This window comes from Streptomyces sp. NBC_00038, assembly GCF_026343635.1.
Taxonomy (GTDB): Bacteria; Actinomycetota; Actinomycetes; order Streptomycetales; family Streptomycetaceae; genus Streptomyces.
On sequence record NZ_JAPELQ010000001.1, the window covers coordinates 4,159,296 to 4,185,713 of the forward strand.

Consider the following 26,418-nt stretch of genomic DNA (forward strand, 5'->3'; position numbering starts at 1 on the left):
ACAAGCAACCAAACGCCGGGTCCCAGGCCACACGCCCCGCGCAGACACGTACAAGCACCCCGGTCCAGGAGAGGCGCCGCACCCCTCACCGCACAGGCAAAGCGCCCAGCGTCACCGCATCCGCGTGGCCCACTCCTGCACCTTGGCGATCCGCTGCCGCAGCTGCCCCGCCGTCGCCTCCGCGCTCGGCGGGCCACCGCACACGCGCCGCAGCTCGGTGTGGATGACACCGTGCGGCTTGCCGCTCTGGTGGACGTACGCGCCGACCATGGTGTTGAGCTGCTTCCTGAGCTCCAGCATCTCCTTGTGGGAGACCACGGGCCGCCGCTCGGCGGGCAGTTCGAGAAGGTCCGCTTCCTCGTCCGGCTTCTTGCGGCTGTGCGCGATCTGCCGCGCCTGCCGCTTCTGGAGCAGGAGTTGGACCTGGTCGGGCTCGAGGAGCCCCGGAATCCCCAGGTAGTCCTGCTCCTCCGCACTCCCCGGGTGGGCCTGCATGCCGAACTCGGCGCCGTCGTACAGCACCCGGTCGAAGACGGCCTCGGACTCCAGCGCCTCGAAGGAGAACTGCTCCTGCTCCCCGGTGTCCTCGTCCTGCTCCCGGTTCGCCTCGTCCATCTCCTTCTCGGACTCGGCGTACGGGTCCTCGTCCTCGCCCTCCTTCTTGGGCTTGTCGAGGACGTGGTCGCGCTCGACCTCCATCTCGTTGGCGAAGCCGAGGAGGTCGGGGACGGTCGGGAGGAAGACGGAGGCGGTCTCGCCGCGCCGCCGGGAACGCACGAAGCGTCCGACGGCCTGTGCGAAGAAGAGGGGCGTGGAGATGGTGGTGGCGTACACACCGACGGCGAGCCGCGGCACGTCCACACCCTCGGACACCATGCGCACCGCGACCATCCACCGGTCGTCGCTGTGACTGAACTCGTCGATGCGGTTCGAGGCACCGGTGTCGTCGGACAGGACGAGGGTCGCCCTGGTCCCGGTGATGTCGCGGATGAGCTTGGCGTAGGCGCGGGCCGACTCCTGGTCGGAGGCGATGACGAGCGCACCGGCGTCCGGGATGCCCTTGCGCACCTCCGTCAGCCGCTGGTCCGCGGCGCGCAGCACACTCGGCATCCACTCGCCGCGCGGGTCGAGAGCGGTGCGCCAGGCCTGCGAGATGGCGTCCTTGGTCATGGGCTCGCCGAGCCGGGCGGCGATCTCGTCGCCCGCCTTCGTACGCCACCGCATGTTGCCGCTGTAGGAGAGGAAGATGACGGGCCGGACGACTCCGTCGCCGAGAGCGGACCCGTATCCGTACGTGTAGTCGGCGGAGGACCGCCGGATCCCGTCCCGCCCCTCCTCGTACGTCACGAAGGGGATGGGGTTGGTGTCGGACCGGAAGGGCGTACCGGTGAGCGCGAGGCGCCGCGTGGCGGGCTCGAACGCCTCCAGGCACGCCTCGCCCCAGGACTTGGAGTCACCGGCGTGGTGGATCTCGTCGAGGATGACGAGGGTCTTGCGCTGCTCCACCCGATTCCGGTGCAGCATGGGCCGCACACCGACACCGGCGTACGTCACGGCGACGCCCTGGTACTCCTTGCTGAGCGGCCCCGCGCTGTACTCGGGATCGAGCTTGATCCCTATCCGCGCGGCCGCCTCCGCCCACTGCTTCTTCAGATGCTCGGTCGGCGCGACCACCGTCACCTGCTGCACGACATGGTGGTGCAGCAGCCAGGACGCGAGCGTCAGCGCGAACGTGGTCTTGCCTGCGCCGGGCGTGGCGACGGCCAGGAAGTCGCGTGGCTGCTCCTGGAGATACCTCTCCATCGCCCCCTGCTGCCAGGCACGCAGCTTGCCGGCGGTACCCCAGGGGGCCCGGCCGGGAAAGGCGGGTGAGAGGTGGTGGGAGGAGGAAGCGGCACTGGCGGCGGTGGTAGTCACGGTCTCCGTGTGTGGGGTCGAGCGGCTCGGCTACGTATGACAACCGGGCCACCCTACCGGCGCCCCGCACGCGTCATCGCGCGGACGACGCCGGGTCACCCGTGGATGGGACTCAGGTCACATCGCGCGCAGGCGTTCCGCGATCACACCGATGTCACTCTCCTCGCCGGAGGCCACGTCGATGACCAGGTCGTACGCCGTGTCCTGGTCACAGGCCGCGAGATCGACCCCGTTCACGGCGAGGAAGGTCGCGGCGGCCAACCAGGCGGTTCGCTTGTTGCCGTCGACGAGAGGGTGATTGGTGGCGACGGCGTGCAACAGTGCGGCGGCCTGCTCGTGCAGGTCCCGATAGGCGGCGACGCCGAGCATGCGGGCACGGGGCCGATGCACGGCTGAGGCCAGCAGCCCCGGCTCACGCGTCTCGGGCATACGCCCGCCGAAGGCGACCGCGGCGAGGTCCGTCACCTCGGCGACGGTGAGGTGGCGGGTCATTCGCCCAACCTCCGCAGCAGCTCGGCGTGCTCGGCCGCCAACCGTGTGGCAAGCGAGCGGACGAGCGCGCCCTCCTCCCGCAAATACCTGCGTACGGCTTCCTCCGCGATCTCCTCGGGCAGACGGTCCTGCGCGTCGGCGAGGTCGGCGAGAGCCCGCTCCAGGGTGGGATCGAGGCGAAGTTCCATGCGAGGAACCTAGGGCACGACGCCAGCCGGTTTCGACCGGTTTACGATCACCGCTCCCGCACCCGCGTGGTCACCCAAGCCCCCACCAACGCCACCCCCGCCATCGGCAGGAACACCGCCGCGAAGGCAGCCGGATGCGAGCCGGACACCGAAGTGGCCGCGTGACTCACCGCACCCCCGCCCAGCGCGGCGAACGCGGCACCGCCCGCGGCCAGCAGCACCACATTGGCCAGACCGTCGGAGATCTGCAGCGAGGCCGAGTTGGTACCGGCCTCCTCCGGCGCCGAGAGGCGCAGCAGCAGCACGCTGGTCGAGGCGATCACCAGCCCCATCCCCAGGCAGCCGAACGCCCACGCCACGGCGACGATCCACACGGGCACCGAGTGGATCAGGACACTCGGCGCGGCGGCGATCGCGGCCGCGACCAGCACCATGCCGAGGAACATCAGCCGCTCCCGGTACGGCTCCGCACGCGGCCTCGACTGGATGTAGGACCCCAGCGCCCAGGTCCCGCCGCCCGCCGCGAGCGAGAACCCGGCGAGCGTCGGCGACAGCCCCCGCTGGGTGACCAGCATGAGCGGTACGAAGGACTCGGCGGCGATGAAGGAGCCGGCCGCGACCCCCCGGAGCAGCACCACGGACGGGAGTCCGCGCGCCGCCCGGTAGGTGCCACGGGGCAGCAGCCCGAGAACGGCGGGAACGAGCAGCGAGGCGCCGACGACGGCGGGGACGAGGGAGAACCAGGTCAGATCCTGAGCGGCATACTGGAGAATCCCGGCCCCGCACGAGATCCCGAGCGCGAGCCGGATCCGCCGCCGGTCGAAGCGCACACGCCCCTTCTCAGCCCCCTCCGGTCTGGCCGTCCGCCGCCGTATCTGAGGCAGCGCGAGAGCGAGCGGCAGGAAGACCAGGACGGGTATCCCGATGAACACCCAACGCCAGCCGAGGTGTTCGGTGACCGCGCCCGCGGCGAGCGGTCCGACCACGGACGGGATCACCCAGCTCGCGGCGAACGCCGCCATGATCGAGGGCCGCAGCCGTTCGGGATAGGCCCGCCCCACGACCACGTACAGCGCGACGATCACCAGACCGCCACCGAGCCCCTGCACCGCCCGCCCGAGGATGAACAGCCACATGGCCCCCGCGGTGCCACACAGAAGCAGCCCGGCGGCGAAGGCGGATATCCCGGCGGTCAACGAGGCGAGCGGCCCGTCCCGGTCCGACCACTGCCCGGCGAGCACCATCCCGAACAGACTGGTCGTGAAGTACCCGGAGAAGGCGAAGGCGTACAACGACACCCCGTCCAACTCCCGCGCCGCCACCGGCATAGCGGTCCCGACCGCCGTCGCCTCGAACGCGATGAGCAGCACAACGGACACGATCCCGATACTGAGCGCCCGATAGGCCCGCCCCAGCACACCGTCGTCGGCACCGGACCCGCCCTCTGCCGGAACCGTCGCGGCATCCCGTGCACCCAGTGTTGTCATGCCCGCCAGCGTAAGGGTCACAACCCACCCTGACCCCTGTCCGGAGTCCGTGATCGACTGAGCCTTTGGTCGTACGACCACCGCTTACGGGGGATCAGCACTACTACTCCTGCGCCGACGTGGCTGCGGCTGAACACACCGGCGGCGGTTCCGCAAGCGACCGACCCGAGCGGAGTCCGGCCCGCCGCTCAGCCGCCAGGCGGGATCCGGTCCTGCGGCCCGTCGGCCACCTCTGCCGCGCCGCCTTCCAGCTGCGCCCGCTCGGCCACGGCCGGGTCGGTCGAGTCCGAGATCAGCTCCGCGATGCGCAGGGTGCACTGCCACGTCGACATCATGCCTTTGATCACCACCAGGTATGACTCCTGGTCGGCGAAGCGGTACACGTGACGCCACTGCTCGACGATGTTTTTGTTCGGTAGGTACGTGTGGAGGACGGCCCGGAGTTCCTCCAGCGCATGGGCCTTCGTTTCCCGCCCACGACAGATGACCTTGGTGATGTACGCGTCATTGGACTCGTACTGCGAGATCACGGCCCAGTTGCCCATGCCCACTCCCCCGGCGGCGCCGACGCCAGTCAGCCACAACTCAGCCGCCCGGACAAGGGTGACGTCCGCGGAAGTGTCGCCTCCACACGAGGCCCTGAACGCCACAACTCCCGACCGCCCACCCGCCCGTTCATGAACGGCACATGGCAGTCCCATTGCAGCGCCCGCCCACCCCTTGAGCCCCGCCCACACCCCCGCCTACGGTCAACCCATCAGGTTCGGAACGAGTGAGCCGTGCCGCACCTGAGAACGGCCGTGTGCCCGAGTGGTTTAGGGACTCGCCTGCAAAGCGAGTTACGTGGGTTCGATTCCCGCCACGGCCTCAATGAGCGCGTTGTCCCAGGCACCGGGACTGCGGTGGTGGTTCTCGTGCCCCGCGGCGAGAACGGAACGCAGTTCCGCGAGGTGGGGGGTGTCCGCCGGGAGGCTCAGTTGGGCGAGGAGAGCCAGCGCGGTGGTGGGTTCCAGTTCGCCGTAGACGTCGTGGTAGCTCGCCAACAGGCCCTTGAAGAGGGCCGGGTGCAGCGCTGGGAGGCGTGCGGCGGAGCCGTACGCTGCCTCTTTCGCCGGCCAGGGAACCGGGCCCGAACACGCCAGGACGCGGCGGGCTCGGCGAAGTAGGGCGTCCGGTGCATCGTTCAGCACCCGGCCGATGTCGTCACCTAGCACTTCGGCGAAGGCCCTCGCAGCGGTACTCCGGTCCTCGAACCAGTCGACCCACAGTGAGTAGGTCAGGGCCTCGGCGTCCCTGTCCGCTTCCAGGCGCCGCCGATAGCCGTCCCAGAGCACGTCGGCCGGTAGGGGGCCACCCGCGCCCTGGTCCGCGAACCGGATTTCGCAAGTCACCCAGGAGTCGTCGAGTAGGTCCAGCAGCCCGAACGCCAACCGCACCTGGTGGGCGCCGTCCAAGCACTCGTCGGCGAACACCTCGCCGGACCAGGAATGGGCGACCTCGTTGGCCGTGAGCAGCTGGTCCGGGGCCTCGGCGTCGACCCAACCGTCGCCGACCTGCCTGACGCCGCGATCGGCCAGCCACCGCCGCGCGTCCTCCATGGCTTGTCCGTCCATCATGGCCTGTTCATTCCGGTGCGACAGTCCGCCTACGCGTACAGCGAGCCGACCGCCCGGTCCTCGAATATCTCCGGCCAGTACCGCCAGCCGTCGTCGCCGGGCGCGGCCGGGGTCGGGTCGCAGGCGAGGGGGTCGACCGTGGCGAGGGTCTGGGTCATGGTGGCGGCGAGTTGTTCGTAGGCCTCCGAGAGGTCGTGGGCCGCGTCCAGGGACTTTTCACGGTGCAGTAGCCAGAGGGTGAAGGCGAGTGTGGAGATGTCGGCGTTGAGGGGGCGGAGGGTGAGGTCCGGTTCGCTCCAGGCGAGGACGGCGCCCGTGGTGCCGTCGACGACGAGGTTCGTGTCCTCCAGCAGTAGGCCGAGGCGTATCAAACGGTCGGCGGCGTCCGGGAGTTGGTCGGCGGTGAAGTCGCCGGGGCGCTCGTCCGCGTAGTACTCGCTGAGCGCCGGAAGGGGCACCTCCGTGTCCAGCTGGAAGACGAAGCCGTCCTCCGGAAGGCCCGTCTCGCGCAGGAAGCGGCGCGTCGGCTCGTGCGTGAGCGCGGTCGGGAAGTCGACGTCCTCGAAGCGCATGATCTCGCCCGTGCCGAACTCCTCGTCCAGCAGCCGCTTCGACAGGTCCAGGACGAGTCCCTCACCGGGGCCCGCGATCCGGGCCAGCGGCCTGATCAGCGCGGCCATCCTCCAGAACGCCGGCACCTCCTCGCCCGCCGCCCCCTCGAAGACGGCGGCCAGCCGGTCCGACACCTCTGTGACCGCCTTCGGACCGAACCCCGCCCGCTGGGACGCGAACTGCCCACGGGAAGCCGTCAGATCCTCCGTGGCCGCCGCGAAGCGCAGCAGTGCCTCCAGGGAGGGGGCCAGCGGCGAGAGGTCCACCGGTGTCGGGTTCGGGTCTAAGTGCGCCGTCGAGACCTTCCCCGTCGCCCCGTCGAGGACGATCGACTCGAGGTCCCTGTCGAAGCTCCGCAGCGCCCCTATGACCAACTGGTCCTGGAGCTCCCCCGCGAGCCGCTCCGCGTCGCCCGCCAGGTCCGCGACCCTGCGCAGCCCGTGCTCCCGCAGCGTGCCGAACCCCACCAGCGTGCCCTCGCAGGGCAGTCCGGGGCCCGACAGCCGGCGCCGCGTCCCGTCGTGCGTGATGTACGGATACAACTCGTCGTCGGTCAGTGTGATCGCGCCGCCGACATCGGTGTCAGTCGTGCTCATGGCTCCCCCGCGCATGTGAACGCATCGTGCTTCCCCCGAGCAAGGAACGCCCCGTCGTCCACGGGCAGTTCCCACTAATCCAGAACCATACGCCGCACCACTGACAACGCCGGAAACACGCAGGCACAGACGACGCAGAGGCAGGGCGGAGGCAGGGAACGGACCGGAAACGCCCGGGCACGGACCGATCCCCGGCCCGGAATCACCCGGTTCGCACCGCCGGGTCACGTACCCCGTCACCCACCCGGTCGCGTCCCCGATTCACGCCACCCGAGCCCTCTCCCGCCCCACCACGATCGCGTCCACCGTCTCCGCCACCGACAGCCCGGAGCTGTCCAGCCACAGCCCGATCCGCGGGGTCCCTGCGCGCAGGCCCCGGTCCAGCTCCTCGACCGTCCACGCCCCGTACCCGCTCTTCGCCCGCCCCGCCTCACGCGCCGCGACAGCCTCGGCACGAGGGGCCAGGACGACGACGTACAGGGGGCGGGTGCGGACCAGTCCGACGTACGCCGTCAGCTGCTCGCCCAGTACGACGTCCTGCACGACGGCCGTGAAACCGGCCCGCGCGTACGCGTCCGCCGTGGCCGCCGACAACCCGTACCGAAGCCGGAGTTGGGCCTCCGCCTCACCGCCCGCGCCGGGTTTGTACTCCTCGCGCCCGGACACGATCATCCGCCGGAACACGTCACCGCGTACATGCGCCGCCCGCGGCAGCCGCTCCGCAAGGGCCTGCGCCACGGTCGACTTCCCCGCGGCCATGATCCCCGTGATCAGGACGACACCGTCCATCAGACGCCACCGAGCATCAGAAGCCGCCGCCCATCAAGCGAAGTACACGCCACCCACGACAACCACCACCGCCGCCACCACGAACAGCAGCACCCACAGCGCCAGCTTCCCGACGCCGGGGGCGGGTTCATAACGCGGCGGCTCGGGCTCGCGAGAGCCCGTCGGCTCGTGCGCGTCACTCATGTCGTCGTCACGGTGTCGTCGTCACGGATTAGTCACCACAGCCGCCTGCGGCCGGATCGGCAGCCGGTTCACCGGCCGCCCCGTGGCCGCCCGCACCGCCGCGGCCACCGCCGCCGGAGACGTCACGACGGGCACCGCGCTGGCCGCCTTCGCACCGAAGGGGGCGACCACGTCACGCTCCTCGACCAGCTTGACGATGCGGATGTCGGGGGCGTCCAGGGAGGTGGGGAGGGCGTAGCCGGTGAGGTCGGGGTGGCGGACAAGACCGCGCGCGGTGCGCAGGTTCTCCGTCAGTGCGGCGCCCACTCCCTGGGTGACGCCCGCTTCGATACGGGCCGTGAGCTGGGCGGGGTTGAGGATCCGGCCCACGTCCTGGGCGAGGGCCAGCTCCACGACGCGGACCGAGCCGAGCTCGATGTCGACGTCGACCACCGCACGGATCGCGCAGAAGGCGAGGCCCACGAACGCGTCGCCCTGCCCGGCGGAGTCCAGCGGCTCGGTCGGATGCGGGCGGCACTGGGCCGTGGCCCACAGCTCCTTGCCGTCCATCGCCTCGGTGACGGTCGTGGACAGCACCCCGTCGTACGAGGTGATCTTGCCGTCGGTGATCTGGAGCAGCTCGGTCGACATCCCGAACTTGTGCGCCAGGGGCTGCAGCAGCTGCGTACGGACCATTTTCGCCGCGCGTTCCACCGCGCCGCCGGACACCCAGGTGTGGCGTCCGCGGCAGCTCGGGCCCGCCGGGGGCTGGTCGGTGTCGACCGGCGCCACGTGCACCTCGTCGATGCCGAGCGTCTCCTGGACGATCTGCCGGGCCAGCGTGGTGAAGCCCTGGCCGGTCTCCACGGCCGCGCAGAGCACCGTGGCGACCCCGTCGTGGACCTTCACGGTGGCCGTCGACACCTCGTCCGCACCCTCGGCGCCGAGCATGTGCACCATGCCGAGGCCGTAGCCGACACCCCGGCGTACGGCGCCGGGTTCGCCCGCGCCCTCGGGGCCGCCCGGGAGGAGCCACTCGTCCTCGGGCGTGTCCTTGGGGAGGGCCGGAAGCGGGAAGTCCCGTACGGCCTGGAGCAGTTCGGCGACCGGGGCCGGGCAGGTCACCGTCTGGCCGGTGGGAAGTACGTCCCCCGTAGCCATCACATTGCGCAGCCGCAGCTCCGCCGGGTCGACGCCCAGCTTCTTCGCCAGCTTGTCCATCTGCGCCTCGTAGGCGGCGCAGACCTGCATGGCGCCCTCGCCGCGTACGTGGCCGGAGGGCGGGTTGTTGGTGCGTACGGCCCAGCCCTCGATGAAGGCGTTCGGGACGACGTAGGGGCCGCAGGCGAAGGAGACCGCGGCGGCCAGCGACTCCGACGAGGTGTCCGCGTAGGCGCCGCCGTCCAGGAGGATCTGCGCCTCGACCTTCACCAGCTTGCCGTCGGCGTCCGCGTGGTGGCGGTAGCGCAGCAGGGTGGGGTGCCGGTGGGCGTGGCCGAGGAAGGACTCTTCCCGCGTAGCGGTGATCTTCACCGGGCAGCCGGTCTTCAACGCCAGCAGGCCGAGCGGGAGTTGCAGGCCCTGGTCCTCGCGGTCGGCGGTGGCTCCGGGCACGCCGGTGACGACGACCTTCACGCGCTCGGGCTCCAGGCCGTAGCAGGCAGCGGCCGTGTCGCGGTCGGTGTGCGGGTCGGTGGACGCCACGTAGAGCTCGACTCCGCCGTCGGGGCGGGGCACGGCGAGGCCCGCCTCGGCGCCGACGGGGGCCGGGTCCTGGCGGCCGATGCGGTACTGGCCCTCGACGACGATCTCGCCGATCGCGTCCGGGTCGCCGTGACGCAGCGGGATGTGCCGGATCAGGTTGCCGTCGGGGTGCAGCGCGTCGGCCTCGAAGGCCAGCTCCGGGTCGGTCACCGCGTCGAGCACCTCGTACTCGACGATGACGGCCGCGGCGGCCATCCGCGCGGTGTCCGGGTGGTCGGCGGCGACGGCCGCGATGGGCTCCCCGTGGTGGCGTACGACCTCCGAGGCGAACACCGGACGGTCGGCCCTGCCCCGGCCGTGCACCGGGACACCGGGCACGTCCTCGTGGGTGATGACGGCCCGTACGCCGGGCATCTCGCGCGCGTGGCTGGTGTCGATCGACACGATGCGCGCGTGCGGGTGGGGCGATCTGAGCACGGCGGCCCACAGCAGGCCCTCGGCCCACAGGTCGGCCGCGTACGGGAAGGTGCCCTCCGTCTTGGCGCGCGCCTCGGCGGCCGGCAGTGAGACTCCGAGCCCGTGCGGGAGGGGCTCGGAGCCCGCCTCCGGCGCCGCGGGTGACGCGGTCGCGGTTTCGTTGCTCACGCCTGGCCTCCGTCCTGGCCGTACGGCTGCTCATGCGGCGCCTGGGGGTCGTACGACGTGTCGTACGGGGGGTTGTACGCAGAAGTGTCCTCGTACGCCGCGGGGTTGACGCCGCCCGCGCCCGGACCTGCCTGGTGCGGGATGCGCGCCTCGTCGGCGTCCGGCGCGGACTCGGCGGCCGCCGCGGAGTGCGCCTCGCGTTCGGCGACGACCTCCTGCACGGCGTCCAGGACACCGCGGTAGCCGGAGCAGCGGCACAGGTTGCCGCACAGTGCCTGGCGGGTCTCCAGCTCGTTCGGCGCGGGGTTGCCCTCAAGCAGGTCGTGCACGGTCATGGCCATGCCGGGTACGCAGAAACCGCACTGCACGGCGCCGCACTTGGCCAGCGCGCGCTGCACGTCGGAGGGCTGCCCGTCGGCAGCCAGGCCCTCCACGGTGCGCACCTCGCTGCCCGCGGCGGTGACGGCGGGCACCAGACAGGAGGCCACGAGCCGCCCGTCCACCTGGACGTTGCAGGCGCCGCACTCGCCCTGCGAGCAGCCGTCCTTGGCGCCCGCGAGGCCGAGTCGCTCGCGCAGTACGTAGAGCAGCGATTCGCCGATCCAGGCGTCGGTCACGGGGCGGTCGGCGCCGTTGACGCGCAGGACGTAGGAGGCGAGGGGGTGTTCGTCGTGCGGGGCCGTGGCGGGGGTCCCGGCGTCCTCCGCCTCTTCGGCGGCGACTGCCTCGGAGACCTCGGGAGCCCCGGAGGCCTCGGAGTGCTCGTGAGCCCGGTCCGCGTCGGGCGCCTCAGGAGCCTCGTGAGCGTGCTCCGCGGCCCGCTGGGCGGCCTGCGCGGGGAGTTCGGCGGATGGCTGCCCCGACGGCCGTACGAGGCTTTCAGCGGGCGTCTGCGCCGACGGCCGTACGGCGTCCTCGGCGGACTGGTCCCTCGGGTCGGCGGACCGTTCCCTCGGGTCGGCGGACCACGCCTGCCCGATGGCCTCCGTCGCCCAGGGAGCGGCGGCGCCGCCGGGGAGTGTGGCGGGCGGCGTCCCGCCCCACTGCTCGACGAGCGCCGAGGTGGTGAACTCGCCCGATTCGTCCGGAAGATCCCCACCGGCCACCGGAATCGACCACTGCCCGGTCACGTCGTGCCCGGGAGATCCGGAAGGCCCGGAAGGTCCGGCCTGACCGGGTTGCCCGGCGCCGCCCTGCGTCTGCGTGACGTCCCCGAAGTCCCACTGCCCGGTGACCGGCGGCTGGTAGGAGAACCCGTCGCGGCCGGCTTCCGGAGGGATGGCGTTGGGATCCGGCCATTCGACGGCGCCGGCCTGTGCGGCCCACGCCCCCGCCTGCGCCGGGTCCGCCGCGGCGGGCGCCGCGGGCGGCACCTCTATCTGCGGCGGCACGTAGCCGTGCCCGGGGGCCGCGAGCGGCTCACGCTCGGCGAGGAGGGCCTCGATGCCGCCTTCGGGCAGCTTGACGAAGGCCGTGGCGCCGTCGTCGTAGTCACCCTGGGGCAGCGGATCCCACCGGCCGCCCTGAGGGGCGCCCTCTCCGTGCTGGTCGTCGGTCACGACAGTGCCCTCCCCAGTGCTCGTCGGGCCAGCGCGGCGACGGTGCGACGCAGGTGCAGTACGGCGGGCGGAAGCGGTTGCACGGAGCCGTCCTCGGCGGGGACCGGGTCGGGGATGCAGGCCGCGGCGACGTACTCCCCGAAGGCGTTGAGCGCCTCCGGCACGAGCGTGCGCTCCCCGTCCCAGTCGATCAGCTGGGCGACCCAGGCCTCGGCGTCCAGTGGCCGCAGCGGCATCGGCGCTATGGCCCCGACCGCGCACCGCACTCCGCGCCGGGCGGGGTCCAGGACGAGCGCCACGGACGCGATCGCGCGCCCGGGGCCGGTACGTCCGGTCGCCTTCAGGAAGACCTGCGGCGCGTGCAGCAGCGGCACGCGCACGTAGCCGATGAGTTCGCCGGCGCGGAGCATCTCCACGCCCGCGAGCAGGTGCGAGACGGGGATCTCGCGGCGGGCTCCATCGGGGCCCGCGATGATCAACGCGGCTTCCAGGGCGGCCAGTACCGGCAGCGCGTCGCCCGTGGGGGACGCCGAGGCGATGTTGCCGCCCAGGGTGCCCGCGTTGCGGATCTGCGGCGGTCCGGCGGCGCGTGCGGAGGCGGCGAGCGCCGGGATGAGGGCCGCGAAGTCGGGGCGGCCCATACGTGCGTGGGTGAGGCCGGCGCCGAGCAGCGCGTGGCCGTCCTGGTACTGCCAGCCGCGGATCTCGCTGATCCTGCCGAGGCCGACGAGCGCGGCGGGCCGGAGCTGTCCGGAGTTGACGGCGGCCATGAGGTCGGTGCCGCCCGCGACGGGAACGGCGGCGGGCATGGCGGCCAGGGCCGCGACCGCCTCGTCCAACGAGCCGGGCAGCGTCACGGCCTGCGCCGCCTGCGGTGCGTGCGTGGTCAAACCGGCTGCCCCTTCCCGCTGCCCCACCTGGTCCCACCTGTGCTGCCGTACGGTACGTGCTGACAGGGCGGACGTGGCAACTCTGGCACATCTTCCCCGGCCCTCGACGCGGGGGTCCGCTAGGAGGCATTCGCCCCCCTCACCAGGGAGATGGTCCGTTTTCGTACGGCATCACCGGTGAGTGCGGAATGCCACTCTTCGGTGATCCGTGGGCGTCTTGTTCCTCATGGGGCCACGGTTGCGGGACGAGGGCCCCGGGGCACCCGTTTCCGGGTCGCCTCACACGTTCGGGGGCTCCCCCTCGATCGGGCGTCCGAGCACTCCGGGGCGCTGCTGCCACGGCAACGGCCCTGTGGGCGGGCGATACGCCACTCCCAGGGCGTCAAGTCGCCCGTAGTGCACGGCCATCCGCCGCTCGAAGTCCGCGAAGTCCCGTTCGGCCGCGCCGGGCAGCGCGGTCCAGGCGACCTCGGCGAAAGCCGCCAGCCTCGGGAACGTCTGGTAGTCCACGCGTGCGTGATCCTCCATCACCTCGGTCCACACGTTGGCCTGAGTGCCGATCACATGCCGCGCCTCCGCCTCGGTGAGCTGCGGCGGAACCGGCTCGAAGCGGTAGACGTCCTCCAGGGTGCGCACGAAGCCGATGGGCACCGGCTCGTCCTCGCCCGCGTCCTGACGGTGGTCCAGGTACACCTGCTGCTCGGGGCACATGACGACGTCGTGGCCCGCGCGGGCGGCGGTGATGCCGCCCGCGTAGCCGCGCCAGGACGACACGGCGGCCCCGTCGGCAAGGCCGCCCTCCAGGATCTCGTCCCAGCCGATCAGCCGACGCCCGTGCGCGGAGAGCCAGTTGTCGAAGTGCCGGATGAACCAGGACTGCAACTCGTCCTCGTCGGCGAGCCCCAGCTCCTTGATACGGGCCTGCGCGGTCGGCGACTGCTTCCACTGGTCCTTGGCGCACTCGTCGCCGCCGACGTGAATGAACTCCGAGGGGAACAGGTCGAGGAGTTCCTCGAAGACCCCTTCGTAGAAGCGCAGGGCGTTGTCAGTGGGGGCGAGTACGTTTTTGGAGACGCCCCAGGTGTCCCAGACGGAGAGCGAGGTCGTGTCGATGGCATCGGTGTTGCCCAGTTCCGGATACGCGGCGATGGCCGCCTGGCTGTGCCCGGGGATGTCGATTTCGGGGACGACGGTGATATGCCGCTCGGCCGCGTACGCCACGATCTCGCGGATGTCGTCCTGCGTGTAGAAGCCCCCGTGCGGCTTCTCCTCCCACAGCGGCGAGGCCCGATGGCCGAATTTCGTGCGCGCCCGCCAGGACCCGACCTCCGTCAGCTTCGGGTAGCGCTTGATCTGGACACGCCAGCCTTGGTCGTCGGTGAGGTGGAAGTGGAAGACATTGAGTTTGTGGGCGGCCAGGAGGTCGAGATAGCGCAGGACTCCGTCCTTGGGCATGAAGTGCCGGGCGACGTCGAGCATGAGTCCGCGCCAGGCGAATCGGGGCGAGTCCTGGATCGTGACGTGCGGCACGGCCCAGGTGCGGTCGAGGCTGAGGGGGGCCTTTCGGTACGCGTCCGGGCCGAGGAGCTGCCGCAGTGTCTGGGCACCCCAGAAGACGCCGGCCGCGCTGCCACCCTCGATGAGAACGCCGGTCGGGTCGCTGACGAGGCGGTACTCCTCGGGGCCGAGTCCGGGGTCGAGCTGGAGCCCGATGCCGTCGCCGTCGGTGTCGTCGAGTTCCCGCCCCTCGCGCAGCGGCAGGCCGGTGGCCTGCCAGAGGACGGTGCGCAGCCAGTGACCGACACCGTCCAACGCGGTGCCGGCGTAGAGCTGGGAATGCGCCGTCAGCCGTACCTCGCCGGAACCGGCGACGACGCTGCGGGGCGCGGGAATCAGTTCGGTCACGTCAGTCCTTTACCGCTCCACCCAGCCCGGAGACCAGCCGTCGCTGCACGAGTACGAAGAAAATCAGCACCGGAATCGTCATCACCGTGGACGCCGCCATCACACCGCCCCAGTCCGGCTCGTCCGGCTTGTAGAAGACGAGGAGGGCCATCGGCAGGGTGGACTGAGCGGTGTCGCTGATGATGAAGGACTTGGCGAACAGGAAGTCGTTCCAGGCCGAGATGAAGGAAAACACGCTCGTGGCCACCAACCCCGGGAAGACGAGCGGGAAAAGGATCTGCCAGAGGAATCGCGCACGGCTCGCCCCGTCGATGTACGCGGCCTCTTCGAGAGCCTCCGGAACCGCCTTCACAAAACCCCGCAGCATCCAGATCGCGAAGGGCAGCGAGAAGGCGATGTGCGGCAGGATCAGCGAGCCCAGGGTGTTGAGCTGGCCGATGTCCCGCATGAGGAAGAAGAGGGGGATCGTCAGCGCTTCCACGGGCACCATCTGGGCCACCAGGAACATGATCAGCAGGGTGGTCCGGAATCGGAAGCGGAATCGTGTCACCGCCGTCGCCGCGAGAAACGCGATCAGCGCCGAGACGAGGACCACGGAGCAGGCGACCACAAGACTGTTGAGGAAGTAACGGCCGAATTCCTGCTGCCCGAAGACGCGCCGGAAGGAATCCAGGGACGGCGCCAGTGTCCAGGGCCGCGGCTGGGTCGACTCGATCTCACCGGCCGGTTTGAAGGCGCTGAGCACCATCCAGTAGAGGGGGAAGGCGACGACGGCCGCGATCAGCAGCGCCGACACCTCGGCGGCGAGCCGCCACGGACGTCGTACGAGGCCGCTCATGAGGTTCACAGTTCCTCCCCCTGCCTGCGCAGCAGCCGCAGATACACCAGCGTGACCGCCATGAGAATCACCAGCATCACCACGCCGATCGCCGAGCCGAGGCTGTACTGCGAGGAGGCGAACGCCTTCTGGTACGCGTACACGTTCAGCACGAGGTTCTGTCCGGCGATGCCGCCGCCGTTCGTCATCACGTAGATCTGCGTGAAGACCTTGAAGTCCCAGATGACCGACTGGATGGTGACGACCACCAGGATCGGCCGGAGCATCGGTGCGAGCACCGAGCGCCAGATGCGCCACTGGGAGGCGCCGTCCAGGGAGGCCGCTTCAAGGACCTCGGACGGTACGGCGCGGATCCCCGCGTACACCGTCACCATCACGAACGGGAAGGAGCACCACACGACTTCGAGGAGTACGAGCGCGAAGGCGCTGAGGCGGTCGTACGTCCATGAGTGGTCGCCGAGCCCCAACACCCGGTTGACGGGGCCGAAGTCGGGGTCGAAGAGCAGCAGCCAGACCGTGGAACCGGTGACGGCCGGGGTCGCCCAGGCCCCGAGCGCCGCCAGCATCAGCGCGAGCCTGGGCAGGGCCCGTACGCGTGTGAGGAGCACCGCGAGCGCGCAGCCGACGGCCAGCGTGGAGACCACGCAGGCCGCGGCGAACACGACCGTGGCGAGCAGCACCTGCCAGAACTGCTCGTCGGCGAAGAGCGTCGCGTAGTTGCCGAAGCCCTCGAAGGTGGTCGGTTCGCCGCCGCTGACCTGGGCCTGGGTGTACTCCAGGAACGAGATCAGGCCGAGCTGGTAGATGGGGTAGACGAGCAGGCCGCCGAGGACGACGAGGGCGGGGGCGAGGTAGAGCCAGGGGGTCCAGCCGGGGCCGTGCCGCCCTTGGCGGGCGGGTCGGGCCTTGGCCACTGTGCCGCGCTCGGCGAGCGCGTCGTGCGTTGTCATCCGCTCAGCCCACGGTGCTGAACGCGTCGTTCATCTTCGCCGCCGCGTCCTTCGAGGCCGCCGCCACGTCCTTCTTGCCGCTGACGATCTCCTGGAACATCGTCGGCAGGACGAGCGAGGCGTCGATCTGCGCCCAGGCGGGCGAGGCCGGCACGAACTTGGCGCCCGCGGCGAGCGTCTGCACGAAGGGCTTCACGAACGGCTCCTTCTTGGCGACGTCGGCGCGCACATCCGTGTACGTCGGCAGGAAGCCCATGGCGTCGAACAGTTCGGCCTGGGTCTTCTTCGAAGCCAGCTGCTCCATCAGGTCGATGGCGAGCGTGCGGTGCGAAGTGCTCTTCAGCACACCGATGTTGTTGCCACCCGCGAACGCCGGAGCTATCTCGCCCGACTTCACGCCCGGCAGCGGCACGACGGCGTACTTGCCCTTGACCGACCCCGCCTCGACCGCCGCGTGACTGAAGTCACCGCCGATGGCCATGCCCGCCTTGCCCGAGGCGAAGGCCGTCACGGTGTCGTTGCCGCCCATGCCCGCGCACTTGGCGGCCGGACAGTTGTCGTCGCCGAAGAGGGAGGTGTAGGCCTCGATGCCCTTCTGGGCGGCCGCGCTGTCGATGGCGGAGGCGTACGAGCCGCCCTTGCCGTTGGCGATCTCTCCGCCGTTGGACCAGATGAACGGCATTGCGCCGTACGTGTAGGCGCCGCCGACCGCGAGGCCGTACAGCTCCGGCTTGGCGGCACGGATCTCCTTGGCCGTGGAGATCAACTCGGCCTGGGTCTTGGGGACTTCGAGACCGAGTTCCTCGAAGACGTCGGTGCGGTAGTAGAGAGCGCGCACGCCGACGAAGAAGGGGGCGCCGTAGATCTTCTCGTCCACCGTCACGGACTGCTTGGCCGTCGGGTCGGTGTCCTTGGCCTCGCTCCAGTCGGCGAAGTCCTCGGTGATGTCGGCGAGTCCGCCGTCCTTCACGTAGCCGGCGGTGTCCGTGTTGCCGTACTCGATGACGTCCGGGGCGCTCTTCGGGTCGTTGAAGGCGGCCTTGATGCGCTGGGCGCGGGTCTCGACGGGGATGTACTCGACCTGTACGTCGGCACCCTCGTGGGCCTTCTCGAAGGTGTCGACGGCCGCGTCGACGACCTTCTCCTTCGGTGCGTTGCTGACCTCCTGGAAGAGCCAGACGCGCAGGGTGCCGGTCTTCTCGTCCTTCTCGGAGGAGGAGTTGTCGGAGGTCTGGGGGGCGCAGGCGGTGACGACCGCAAGGGCGGTGACGGCGACGGCTGTTCGGACAGAGAGCTTCATGGAGCATCCTCCGGTGGGGTGCGTTGCAACATACGCAATGGCTGTTTCGCTCTGCACAACACCCCGGAGGCTATGGAGTACATGAACATGCCCACAAGAGGTCTCAACCACTTCGTGACCAGGCGACGCACTCCGTGCAACGGTCAGCTCTCGACGGGCTCCTTCTCCGGCTTCTTCTCCGGCTCCGACCGGCGCCATCAGCGGCCCCCGGCCCGCAAGCGTGCCACGCGGCCTCCGTCGCCCTACTGCTCCGCGTTCGCGGCCCGTAGCTCCGCGATCCGCTCCGACCAGGTGAGACCCGCCCGGCCGGGCTTGGTGAAGGTGAGGACCAGAAATGCCGGGGGGATCACCACAGGCGGCAGCCCGATCAGGCTGTCCACGACGTCCGGCCAGTCGCCCACCGCCGACATCACGCCGGAGACCACCAACGGCACAAGCAGCAGGAGCCACCAAACGCTGCGCCGCCCCGGCGTCCGCAACGCCTCGCGGCCACCCAGTTCCCTGGCGCGCTTCACTTCCCGCCTCGCCTCACGGCCGCTGCCCACCCGCCGGTTCAGCGCGACACCCAGCGCCCTGTGCGCCGCGGCCTCCTCCGGCGCCAGCGCCACGGCCCTGCGGGCGGCGGCGACCGACTCGTCCCACGACCGCTGCAGATAGGTGGCGTCGGCGAACGCCAGATGCCCCCGCCAGTCGTCCGGCGCCAACTCCACCGCCCGCCGCGCCAGCGGCAACGCCGCCTGCGGATCCCGGAGTTCGACCAGCACCGACGCCGCGAGGCTCAGCTCCTCCGCGCTCCGCGGCTCCGCCCGTTTCACCAGCGCCCGGCTCTCGCGGAACTTCCGCGCCACCGCCAGTTCCCGTGCCCGCACCAACGACTCCACGACCCACCCCCGGGTACGACAAGACCGCGGCACCCCTCACCCGGGATGCCGCGGCTGTGCTCGGTCTCCGTATGCGGCGTACTGCGCCGAAGGGCCGGTCGGCGTTACTTCTTGTCGCCGTCCTTGCCCTTGTCGCCCCCGCCGGCGCCCATGGACTCGTAGATCTCCTTGCACATGGGACACACGGGGTACTTCTTCGGGTCGCGGCCCGGGACCCACACCTTGCCGCACAGGGCCACGACGGGCGTGCCGTCGAGGGCGCTCGCCATGATCTTGTCCTTCTGGACATAGTGGGCGAAGCGCTCGTGGTCCCCGTCGCCGTGCGACACCTGCGGTGCCGGCTCTACGAGGGTCCCCGTCCCCGTGCCTCGCTGGGGCTGGGTCTCAGGCTCAAGAGTGCTCATAACGCCAAGGGTACTGAAGGTCACACGCATCAGTTCAGGGAAGGGTCGTCCGGATACGTGGCCACCATCGCGAGCTCGTTGCGCTGGCGGCGCAGGACCTCGCGCCACAGGCGTTCCGGGGACGGGGAGGAGACGTCGCCGGGTTCGGACTCGACGACGTACCAGGCGCCCTCGGTCAGTTCCGACTCCAGCTGGCCGGGGCCCCAGCCCGCGTACCCGGCGAAGATACGGAGGGAACCGAGGGCGGCGGCGAGGAGTTCCGGCGGGGCCTCCAGGTCGACGAGACCGATCGCGCCGTGCACCCGGCGCCAGCCGAGCGGGGTGCGCTCGCCGGACGCGCCGCCGGGGATGACCGCGACGCCCAGCGCGGAGTCGAGGGAGACCGGGCCGCCCTGGAAGACGACGCCGGGTTCGCCCGCCAGGTCCGCCCAGGCCTCCAGGATGTCGCCGACGTCCACGGGTGTGGGCCGGTTGAGGACGACGCCGAGGGAGCCCTCCTCGTCGTGGTCGAGGAGCAGCACCACCGCGCGATCGAAGTTCGGGTCCGCCAGGGCGGGCGTGGCCACGAGCAGCCGCCCTGTGAGCGAGGACACCTCGGTCATGCCAGACATGATCCCGCATCTTCCCCGTGAGCGGGGAGCCAATGCGGGTACCTGTGTGAATGCAGCTCAGGGCGCAGAGAAGCGCCCCCCGCGCACGCCGGGGCCGGTGACCGCGCGTGCCCGATTAGGAACGGTTCGTGTTGTGGCAAAGCTATGACGGAGCTGAGTGGTACTTGGGCTTACTGAAGGGGGGTAGGCGGCGATTACCCTTACTCTCCGGCTCCTGCACGACGGGCCCGCCGACGAAATCAAGCCTGCCCAACTCATCGGATCGCGAGATACATGACCGTCAACGGCTCTGACGACGTACTGCTTGTCCACGGCGGAACTCCGCTCGAAGGCGAGATCCGTGTCCGCGGTGCGAAGAACCTCGTACCGAAGGCCATGGTGGCCGCCCTGCTGGGCAGCGCGCCGAGCCGACTGCGCAACGTCCCCGACATCAGAGACGTGCGGGTCGTACGCGGACTGCTCCAGCTGCACGGTGTGACGGTCCGTCCGGGAGAGGAACCGGGCGAGCTGGTGCTCGACCCGTCGCACGTCGAGAGCGCGAACGTCGCGGACATCGACGCGCACGCGGGTTCGTCCCGCATCCCGATCCTCTTCTGCGGCCCGCTGCTGCACCGCCTGGGCCATGCCTTCATCCCGGGCCTCGGCGGCTGTGACATCGGCGGCCGGCCGATCGACTTCCACTTCGAGGTGCTGCGGCAGTTCGGGGCGACGATCGAGAAGCGGGCGGACGGCCAGTACCTGGAGGCCCCGCAGCGGCTGCGCGGCACCAAGATCCAGCTGCCGTACCCGTCGGTGGGCGCGACCGAGCAGGTCCTGCTGACCGCCGTGCTCGCGGAGGGCGTCACCGAGCTGTCCAACGCGGCCGTGGAGCCCGAGATCGAGGACCTCATCTGCGTACTGCAGAAGATGGGCGCGATCATCGCCATGGACACCGACCGGACGATCCGGATCACCGGTGTCGACTCGCTCGGCGGCTACACCCACGCGGCCCTGCCGGACCGTCTGGAGGCCGCCTCCTGGGCGTCCGCGGCGCTGGCGACCGAAGGCAACATCTACGTCCGGGGCGCCCAGCAGCGCTCGATGATGACGTTCCTGAACACCTACCGCAAGGTCGGCGGCGCCTTCGAGATCGACGACGAGGGCATCCGCTTCTGGCACCCCGGCGGCCAGCTCAAGTCGATCGCCCTGGAGACGGACGTCCACCCGGGCTTCCAGACCGACTGGCAGCAGCCGCTGGTCGTCGCCCTCACCCAGGCGACCGGCCTCTCGATCGTCCACGAGACGGTGTACGAGTCCCGCCTCGGCTTCACCTCCGCGCTCAACCAGATGGGCGCACACATCCAGCTCTACCGCGAGTGCCTCGGCGGCTCCAGCTGCCGCTTCGGCCAGCGCAACTTCCTGCATTCCGCGGTCGTTTCCGGCCCCACCCGGCTCCAGGGCGCCGACCTGGTCATCCCCGACCTCCGCGGCGGCTTCTCGTACCTCATCGCGGCCCTGGCGGCGCAGGGCACCTCACGGGTGCACGGCATCGACCTGATCAACCGCGGCTACGAGAACTTCATGGAGAAGCTCGTGGAGCTCGGCGCGAAGGTGGAGCTGCCCGGCAAGGCGCTCGGGTAACTCCGGTCAGGGGAACAGTCGTACGTACGACGATGGGGCGGCCACCCGGTTAAGGGGGCCGCCCCATTGGCGTATTGCTCTGCCGTGCGCCATCAGGCGTACTGCGGTGCCGTGCGCCGTCCCGCAACGCGGGCGGCGTAGGCCTTACTTGCCCTTGGCGGCTTCCTTGAGCTTGCTGCCCGCGGAGACCTTCACGCTGTAGCCGGCCGGGATGTTGATCGGCTCACCGGTCTGCGGGTTGCGCGCGGTGCGAGCGGCACGGTGGGTGCGCTCGAAGGTCAGGAAGCCGGGGATGGTGACCTTCTCGTCGCCCTTGGCGACGATCTCGCCGACGGTCTCGGCGAAGGCGGCCAGAACGGCGTCGGCGTCCTTGCGAGTCACCTCGGCGCGGTCGGCCAGCGCGGCCACCAGCTCACTGCGGTTCATGTCGTTACTCCCGTGTTCTTCTTGCTGTTGAGGCGTGCCACGCGGCGGAGCCGCATACTCGGGCACAGTGAAGCCGATGCTGCCAGGGTCCTCGGTAGGTCCCCGGACCCGGGTCCGTCGCCGGACCCTCGCGCCCGAAGACGCATCCTGCCCCCACCTGCGGCGGGAAAGCCAATCCGGCACCCCTGGGAGTCACAGGAACACCCTTGGGGGTCACACGAAAAGGCCTGCGCAAGGCGTGAGCAAGGCCCGAGCCTGGCCGCCACCCTAAAGGCGGCCACAGGCCCCGCCATCCGCGACGCGCCGGGGCTCCGGCGGTCGTGGCGACCGTCACAGCAGCTTCACGGCCGCGTTCACGCGCTTGTGCTGCCCGACTCCGTCACCCCCGCCGCCTTCGCGGCGTTGCGCACCGCTCCGGCGACCGCGCCCGCGACCTTGTCGTTGAAGACGCTGGGGATGATGTAGTTCGGGTTGAGCTCGTCCTCGGTCACCACGTCCGCGAGGGCGGTCGCGGCGGCCAGCATCATCTCCGTGTTGACGGTACGCGACTGGGCGTCCAGGAGGCCACGGAAGACGCCCGGGAAGACCAGGACGTTGTTGATCTGGTTGGGGAAGTCCGAGCGGCCGGTGGCGACAACTGCCGCCGTCTGGCGGGCGATTGCCGGGTCGACCTCGGGGTCGGGGTTCGCGAGCGCGAACACGATGGCGTTCTCGGCCATCGCGGCCACGTCGGTGCCGTCGAGCACGTTCGGGGCGGAGACGCCGATGAACACGTCGGCGCCGCGCACGGCTTCCTTCAACGTGCCCGTGAGGCCCTCGGGGTTGGTGTTGTCGGCGATCCATCGCAGCGGCGAATCGGCGGCGGCGTCCACGAGGTCCGTGCGGTCCGCGTGCACGACGCCGTGGATGTCGGCGACGACCGCGTTCTTGACGCCCGCGGCGAGCAGCAGTTTGAGGATGGCCGTACCGGCCGCGCCCGCACCGGACATGACGACACGGATGTCGCCGATCGCCTTGCCCGCGACACGCAGGGCGTTCTGGAGGGCGGCGAGGACGACGATCGCGGTGCCGTGCTGGTCGTCGTGGAAGACGGGGATGTCGAGGGCCTCGCGCAGCCGGGCCTCGATCTCGAAGCAGCGCGGCGCGGAGATGTCCTCGAGGTTGATGCCCGCGAAGCCGGGGGCGATGGCCTTCACGATCTCGACGATGGCGTCGGTGTCCTGGGTGTCCAGGCACAGCGGCCAGGCGTCGATGCCGGCGAAGCGCTTGAAGAGCGCCGCCTTGCCCTCCATCACCGGGAGGGCGGCCATCGGGCCGATGTTGCCGAGCCCGAGGACAGCGGACCCGTCCGTCACGACCGCAACGGAGTTGCGCTTGATGGTGAGGCGGCGGGCGTCCTCGGGATTCTCGGCGATCGCCATGCACACGCGGGCCACACCGGGCGTGTAGATCATCGAGAGGTCGTCACGGTTGCGGATCGGGTGCTTGGACTGCATCTCGATCTTGCCGCCGAGGTGCATCAGGAACGTACGGTCGGAGACCTTGCCGAGCGTCACGTCCTCGATGCCGCGCAGCTGCTCGACGATCTCGTCGGCGTGCGCCGTGGAGCTCGCCGCGATGGTGACGTCGATCCGGAGCTTCTCGTGGCCGGAGGCGGTCACGTCGAGGCCGGTCACCGAGCCTCCGTGGGACTCCACGGCCGTGGTGATCTGAGAGACCGCGGTTCCGCTCGCGGGCACCTCCAACCGGACCGTAATCGAGTAGGAGACGCTGGGCGCCGTTGCCATGGCCGACTTCCTCTGCTTTCACCGTGTACTGCCGTGCCCCGCTGCCTCGCGGGTATGCCGTCCGATCGTCGCACCTACCCCTGAGTACGTGGTAGCCGCCCCGGGTTGCGAACGTATTGTTCGCGGGCGCCCGACGGTTTCGGAAAACAGATTCCACCATACGAGAATCTGGGTGGCGGCGGAAGGGGCGATCCCGGTGGGAGCCCGCGCCGCGGAAATGAACTTTCGGGACGGGAATTGCCTTGCGGGGATCGTTTGTTACCGTGGACGTGACACCGGCCCGATCCAAGCCCCCGGGCCCAACCTTCGTCGCTACGAGCGACCACTTGCCGCGAGGCGAGCATGGCGGGTCGGTGTCATTGAACGAACGAGAGGCCCACGTCACCTGGTGACGTGGGCCTCTCGGCATCAGGGCCCGGGATCAGTCCCGCAGCAGGTCCGGCACCCCGTTCCCGTCCGGCTCGTCCCGGTCCGCCGAGACGATGGTCAGCTGCTGGGTCGCCCGGGTCAGGGCGACGTACAGCACGCGCAGCCCCGCCGGTGACTCGTCGGCGATCTCCGCGGGCGAGACGACGACCGTCGCGTCGTACTCCAGGCCCTTCGCCTCCAGGCTGCCCAGCGCCACCACACGGTCGCCGAGCCCCTTGAGCCAGCGGGCGGCCTCGTCACGCCGGTTCATGGCCACCACGACGCCGACGGTGCCGTCGACGCGGTCGAGGAGGCGGGCGGCCTCCGCTCGTACGGTTTGCGCGAGTGAGTCCCGTACGACCGCGAAGCGGGGCTCGACGCCGGTGGACCGTACGGCGGACGGGGATTCCGCACCCGGCATGGCGAGGGCCAGGATCTTGGCGGCCAGTTCGGCGATCTCGGCCGGGTTGCGGTAGTTGACGCTGAGGGTGAAACGGCGCCGGGGGCGGCTGCCCAGGGCCTCGTCCCGGGCCTCGGCGGCCTCGTCCGGGTCGGACCACGAGGACTGGGCGGGGTCGCCGACCACGGTCCAGGTGGCGTGCCTGCCCCGGCGCCCGACCATCCGCCACTGCATGGGCGTGAGGTCCTGCGCCTCGTCGACGATGACGTGCGCGTACTCGGTGCGCTCCTGCGCCAGTCGCTCGGCGCGCTCCCACTGCGTCTCCTCGCGGGTGGGCATGAGCTCTTCGAGGCCGGTGAGCTGGTCCAGCGGGTCCAGCTCGCGCCGCTTCCTGGGGCGGGCGGGGCTGCCGAGGATGGCGGTCAGCTCGTCGAGCATGGCCACGTCGTGCACGGAGAGCCCGTCCCGCTTGAGGGAGCGCGCCACCCGGCGCACCTCTCCGGGGTTGAGGATCCGCCGCGCCCACCGACCGAGGCGCCGCTCGTCGGCCATCGCGGCCAGCACACCCCGCGGGGTCAGCTCGGGCCACCACACGTCCAGGAACTCGATGAAGCTGTCCTCGGACGTGATGTCCTCGTCGAACGAGGAGCGCAGCTCGGCCGCCAGTTCCGGGTCCGAGTGCCGCGTCCCGGCCCCCGACCGCGCCCACAGGGCGTCGAGCAGCAGCTTGCGCGCCCGGGGACGCAGCAGGTTCACGGGCGCGGTACCGCTCAGCGCGTTGTTGCGGATCCGGTCCAGCTCGGGGGCCTCCAGCTCCAGGCGGCGCCCGAAGGCGACGACACGGAGGCGGGTGGGGGTGCCGGCGGGGGCCTGCGGCCGGGCGTCGCCGTCGTCATCGGAGTCCTCGCCGAAGCCCCCGCCGAACGCCTCGCCGAAGGAGAGCTGTTGGTCCGGGGCGGACCGGCCACCGTTGGAGGGTCGGCGGGCGCCGCCGGAGAACCCCGAAGGCGCCTCCAGCGCCCCCCGAGCCGCCTTCCGCAGCACCTTCAGCATCCGGTAGGAGCCCTTGGCGCGGGCCACCGCCGGAGAGTCGTACAGCGCGGCCTCGGCGCCGTCGACGAGGGAGCCGATGGCGCGGATGGCGACCTGGCCCTCCTCGCCGAGGGACGGGAGGACGCCCTCGGTGTACGCGACCAGCAGAGGCGTCGGGGAGACGATCAGGATGCCGCCCGCGTAACGGCGGCGGTCCTGGTAGAGGAGGTAGGCGGCGCGGTGCAGGGCCACCGCCGTCTTGCCCGTGCCGGGGCCGCCCTCGACGTATGTCACCGAGGCGGCGGGGGCGCGGATCACCAGGTCCTGCTCGGCCTGGATGGACGCCACGATGTCCCGCATGGTGTGGCTGCGGGCCTGGCCGAGGGCGGCCATCAGGGCGCCGTCGCCGATCACCGGGAGTTCGTGGCCGTCGAGGGTGGCCTTGAGCTCCGGGCGCATGAGGTCGTCCTCGACGCCGAGGACCTTGCGGCCCTTGGAGCGGATGACCCGGCGTCGCACCACCCGGCCCGGCTCGACCGGGGTCGAGCGGTAGAACGGGGCCGCGGCGGGCGCCCGCCAGTCGATGACCAGCGGCGCGTAGTCCGTGTCCAGGACACCGATACGGCCGATGTGCAGCGTCTCCGCGATGTCGGCGGTGTTGTTGTCACGCACGGCGCCTTCGGCGGGTTCCACCGCCGTGTAAGCGCCGTCCGGACCCTTCTTGCCGTCCTTCCCCAGGAGCAGGTCGATGCGGCCGAAGAGGAAGTCTTCGAACTCGTTGTTCAGGCGGTTGAGGTGAATTCCCGCCCGGAACACCTGGGCGTCGCGCTCGGCGAGCGCCCCCGGTGTCCCGACCTGACCGCGCTTGGCGGCGTCGTTCATCAGGAACTCCGCCTCGTGGATCTTCTCCTCGAGGCGCCGGTAGACCCGGTCGAGATGTTCCTGTTCGACGCTGATCTCACGGTCCCGTACGGAGTCGTCCCGGAGGGACTTCTCCTGTACGGAATCGTGGACCGAACCGAGCGCGGTTTCCTGCTGAGCCTGAGCGGCCACCGGGCCCCCTTCTGACGTGCTGGGCAGCCGTCAACCGTACGCGAAGGGGGGCCCTTAAGCTACGCGTGCGCTCCGGTTCGCTCACGCGTCCATTTGTGCGTCCACTGCTTACACGAGTTTTCCGTCTGCTGACACGAGTTACGCGC

At 70.7% G+C, this 26,418-nt stretch carries 23 protein-coding genes and 1 tRNA gene; 2 read left to right on the plus strand and 22 right to left on the minus strand.

The window, feature by feature from the left end; translation table 11 throughout:
• Window positions 1-111 precede the first annotated feature (111 nt).
• The 5 genes from OG219_RS18890 to OG219_RS18910 all read right to left on the minus strand — a co-directional run bounded on the left by OG219_RS18890 (window position 112) and on the right by OG219_RS18910 (window position 4,629).
• Complete coding sequence (locus OG219_RS18890; protein WP_266828068.1) at window positions 112-1,917, minus strand: DEAD/DEAH box helicase; 1,806 nt, start codon at window positions 1,915-1,917, stop codon at window positions 112-114.
• Window positions 1,918-2,034: 117 nt separating this feature from the next.
• Window positions 2,035-2,409: a type II toxin-antitoxin system death-on-curing family toxin gene (locus tag OG219_RS18895; RefSeq protein WP_266828069.1), complete on the minus strand. Its 375-nt coding sequence runs from the start codon at window positions 2,407-2,409 to the stop codon at window positions 2,035-2,037.
• Window positions 2,406-2,597, minus strand: coding sequence for a hypothetical protein (locus OG219_RS18900; RefSeq protein ID WP_266828070.1), 192 nt, complete (start codon window positions 2,595-2,597; stop codon window positions 2,406-2,408). Before OG219_RS18900 ends, OG219_RS18895 begins: the two co-directional genes overlap by 4 nt.
• Before the next feature lie 47 nt (window positions 2,598-2,644).
• Window positions 2,645-4,084: an MFS transporter gene (locus OG219_RS18905; protein WP_266828071.1), complete on the minus strand. Its 1,440-nt coding sequence runs from the start codon at window positions 4,082-4,084 to the stop codon at window positions 2,645-2,647.
• Between the two features lie 188 nt (window positions 4,085-4,272).
• Window positions 4,273-4,629, minus strand: coding sequence for a hypothetical protein (locus tag OG219_RS18910; protein WP_266828072.1), 357 nt, complete (start codon window positions 4,627-4,629; stop codon window positions 4,273-4,275).
• 251 nt (window positions 4,630-4,880) lie between these two features.
• Between OG219_RS18910 and OG219_RS18915 the strand changes: the two genes are divergently transcribed.
• Window positions 4,881-4,952: transfer RNA gene (locus OG219_RS18915), tRNA-Cys, on the plus strand.
• Here the strand turns inward: OG219_RS18915 and OG219_RS18920 are convergent.
• The 14 genes from OG219_RS18920 to OG219_RS18985 form a co-directional block, all read right to left on the minus strand.
• Window positions 4,924-5,700 carry a hypothetical protein gene (locus OG219_RS18920; protein ID WP_266828073.1) on the minus strand — a complete coding sequence of 259 codons (777 nt, stop codon included), beginning with the start codon at window positions 5,698-5,700 and terminating at the stop codon, window positions 4,924-4,926. The two genes, OG219_RS18915 and OG219_RS18920, sit on opposite strands and share 29 nt — an antisense overlap.
• Before the next feature lie 29 nt (window positions 5,701-5,729).
• Entirely contained in the window at window positions 5,730-6,908 is a 1,179-nt protein-coding gene (locus OG219_RS18925) for an SUKH-4 family immunity protein (protein ID WP_266828074.1), read from the minus strand.
• 261 nt (window positions 6,909-7,169) lie between these two features.
• A complete protein-coding gene (locus OG219_RS18930; protein ID WP_266828075.1) occupies window positions 7,170-7,697 on the minus strand; it encodes an AAA family ATPase in 528 nt (175 codons plus the stop codon).
• Window positions 7,698-7,730: 33 nt separating this feature from the next.
• Window positions 7,731-7,880 carry a hypothetical protein gene (locus OG219_RS18935; RefSeq protein WP_266828076.1) on the minus strand — a complete coding sequence of 50 codons (150 nt, stop codon included), beginning with the start codon at window positions 7,878-7,880 and terminating at the stop codon, window positions 7,731-7,733.
• A 21-nt stretch (window positions 7,881-7,901) separates the two neighbouring features.
• A complete protein-coding gene (locus OG219_RS18940) occupies window positions 7,902-10,208 on the minus strand; it encodes a xanthine dehydrogenase family protein molybdopterin-binding subunit (RefSeq protein ID WP_266828077.1) in 2,307 nt (768 codons plus the stop codon).
• The gene (locus OG219_RS18945) at window positions 10,205-11,767 is read right to left on the minus strand and encodes a (2Fe-2S)-binding protein (protein WP_266828078.1); all 1,563 of its coding nucleotides are present in this window, start codon (window positions 11,765-11,767) and stop codon (window positions 10,205-10,207) included. Before OG219_RS18945 ends, OG219_RS18940 begins: the two co-directional genes overlap by 4 nt.
• Window positions 11,764-12,657 carry a xanthine dehydrogenase family protein subunit M gene (locus OG219_RS18950; protein WP_266460984.1) on the minus strand — a complete coding sequence of 298 codons (894 nt, stop codon included), beginning with the start codon at window positions 12,655-12,657 and terminating at the stop codon, window positions 11,764-11,766. Before OG219_RS18950 ends, OG219_RS18945 begins: the two co-directional genes overlap by 4 nt.
• A gap of 279 nt (window positions 12,658-12,936) precedes the next feature.
• Complete coding sequence (locus tag OG219_RS18955; RefSeq protein WP_266828079.1) at window positions 12,937-14,562, minus strand: beta-N-acetylhexosaminidase; 1,626 nt, start codon at window positions 14,560-14,562, stop codon at window positions 12,937-12,939.
• A 1-nt stretch (window position 14,563) separates the two neighbouring features.
• Window positions 14,564-15,409, minus strand: coding sequence for a carbohydrate ABC transporter permease (locus OG219_RS18960; protein WP_266460977.1), 846 nt, complete (start codon window positions 15,407-15,409; stop codon window positions 14,564-14,566).
• Entirely contained in the window at window positions 15,406-16,350 is a 945-nt protein-coding gene (locus OG219_RS18965; RefSeq protein WP_266460974.1) for a carbohydrate ABC transporter permease, read from the minus strand. The genes OG219_RS18960 and OG219_RS18965 overlap by 4 nt, the downstream gene beginning before the upstream one ends.
• A gap of 4 nt (window positions 16,351-16,354) precedes the next feature.
• Entirely contained in the window at window positions 16,355-17,650 is a 1,296-nt protein-coding gene (locus OG219_RS18970) for an extracellular solute-binding protein (RefSeq protein ID WP_266828080.1), read from the minus strand.
• 242 nt (window positions 17,651-17,892) lie between these two features.
• Window positions 17,893-18,531, minus strand: coding sequence for a hypothetical protein (locus OG219_RS18975; RefSeq protein WP_266828081.1), 639 nt, complete (start codon window positions 18,529-18,531; stop codon window positions 17,893-17,895).
• 104 nt (window positions 18,532-18,635) lie between these two features.
• Complete coding sequence (locus OG219_RS18980) at window positions 18,636-18,935, minus strand: DUF3039 domain-containing protein (protein ID WP_266460965.1); 300 nt, start codon at window positions 18,933-18,935, stop codon at window positions 18,636-18,638.
• A gap of 29 nt (window positions 18,936-18,964) precedes the next feature.
• Window positions 18,965-19,537 carry a YqgE/AlgH family protein gene (locus tag OG219_RS18985; protein ID WP_266460962.1) on the minus strand — a complete coding sequence of 191 codons (573 nt, stop codon included), beginning with the start codon at window positions 19,535-19,537 and terminating at the stop codon, window positions 18,965-18,967.
• A gap of 282 nt (window positions 19,538-19,819) precedes the next feature.
• On the opposite strand from OG219_RS18985, the gene murA reads away from it, so the two are divergent.
• Window positions 19,820-21,166 carry a UDP-N-acetylglucosamine 1-carboxyvinyltransferase gene (gene murA / locus OG219_RS18990; RefSeq protein ID WP_266460957.1) on the plus strand — a complete coding sequence of 449 codons (1,347 nt, stop codon included), beginning with the start codon at window positions 19,820-19,822 and terminating at the stop codon, window positions 21,164-21,166.
• A 144-nt stretch (window positions 21,167-21,310) separates the two neighbouring features.
• Here murA and OG219_RS18995 read toward each other — a convergent pair whose 3' ends face one another.
• The 3 genes from OG219_RS18995 to OG219_RS19005 all read right to left on the minus strand — a co-directional run bounded on the left by OG219_RS18995 (window position 21,311) and on the right by OG219_RS19005 (window position 26,272).
• Entirely contained in the window at window positions 21,311-21,592 is a 282-nt protein-coding gene (locus OG219_RS18995) for an HU family DNA-binding protein (protein WP_016645140.1), read from the minus strand.
• Between the two features lie 353 nt (window positions 21,593-21,945).
• Window positions 21,946-23,379 carry an NAD-dependent malic enzyme gene (locus OG219_RS19000; protein ID WP_266828082.1) on the minus strand — a complete coding sequence of 478 codons (1,434 nt, stop codon included), beginning with the start codon at window positions 23,377-23,379 and terminating at the stop codon, window positions 21,946-21,948.
• A 421-nt stretch (window positions 23,380-23,800) separates the two neighbouring features.
• Complete coding sequence (locus tag OG219_RS19005; protein WP_266828083.1) at window positions 23,801-26,272, minus strand: UvrD-helicase domain-containing protein; 2,472 nt, start codon at window positions 26,270-26,272, stop codon at window positions 23,801-23,803.
• Window positions 26,273-26,418: the final 146 nt, after the last annotated feature.

Bases quoted from the DNA above. Each gene is read 5' to 3' on its own strand.
- OG219_RS18895 (WP_266828069.1), bottom strand. From the start codon at position 2,409: ATGACCCGCCACCTCACCGTCGCCGAGGTGACGGACCTCGCCGCGGTC.
- OG219_RS18900 (WP_266828070.1), bottom strand. From the start codon at position 2,597: ATGGAACTTCGCCTCGATCCCACCCTGGAGCGGGCTCTCGCCGACCTC.
- OG219_RS18905 (WP_266828071.1), bottom strand. From the start codon at position 4,084: ATGACAACACTGGGTGCACGGGATGCCGCGACGGTTCCGGCAGAGGGC.
- OG219_RS18910 (WP_266828072.1), bottom strand. From the start codon at position 4,629: ATGGGCAACTGGGCCGTGATCTCGCAGTACGAGTCCAATGACGCGTAC.
- OG219_RS18920 (WP_266828073.1), bottom strand. From the start codon at position 5,700: ATGATGGACGGACAAGCCATGGAGGACGCGCGGCGGTGGCTGGCCGAT.
- OG219_RS18925 (WP_266828074.1), bottom strand. From the start codon at position 6,908: ATGAGCACGACTGACACCGATGTCGGCGGCGCGATCACACTGACCGAC.
- OG219_RS18930 (WP_266828075.1), bottom strand. From the start codon at position 7,697: ATGGACGGTGTCGTCCTGATCACGGGGATCATGGCCGCGGGGAAGTCG.
- OG219_RS18935 (WP_266828076.1), bottom strand. From the start codon at position 7,880: ATGAGTGACGCGCACGAGCCGACGGGCTCTCGCGAGCCCGAGCCGCCG.
- OG219_RS18965 (WP_266460974.1), bottom strand. From the start codon at position 16,350: ATGACAACGCACGACGCGCTCGCCGAGCGCGGCACAGTGGCCAAGGCC.
- OG219_RS18970 (WP_266828080.1), bottom strand. From the start codon at position 17,650: ATGAAGCTCTCTGTCCGAACAGCCGTCGCCGTCACCGCCCTTGCGGTC.
- OG219_RS18980 (WP_266460965.1), bottom strand. From the start codon at position 18,935: ATGAGCACTCTTGAGCCTGAGACCCAGCCCCAGCGAGGCACGGGGACG.
- OG219_RS18985 (WP_266460962.1), bottom strand. From the start codon at position 19,537: ATGACCGAGGTGTCCTCGCTCACAGGGCGGCTGCTCGTGGCCACGCCC.
- murA (WP_266460957.1), top strand. From the start codon at position 19,820: ATGACCGTCAACGGCTCTGACGACGTACTGCTTGTCCACGGCGGAACT.
- OG219_RS18995 (WP_016645140.1), bottom strand. From the start codon at position 21,592: ATGAACCGCAGTGAGCTGGTGGCCGCGCTGGCCGACCGCGCCGAGGTG.
- OG219_RS19000 (WP_266828082.1), bottom strand. From the start codon at position 23,379: ATGGCAACGGCGCCCAGCGTCTCCTACTCGATTACGGTCCGGTTGGAG.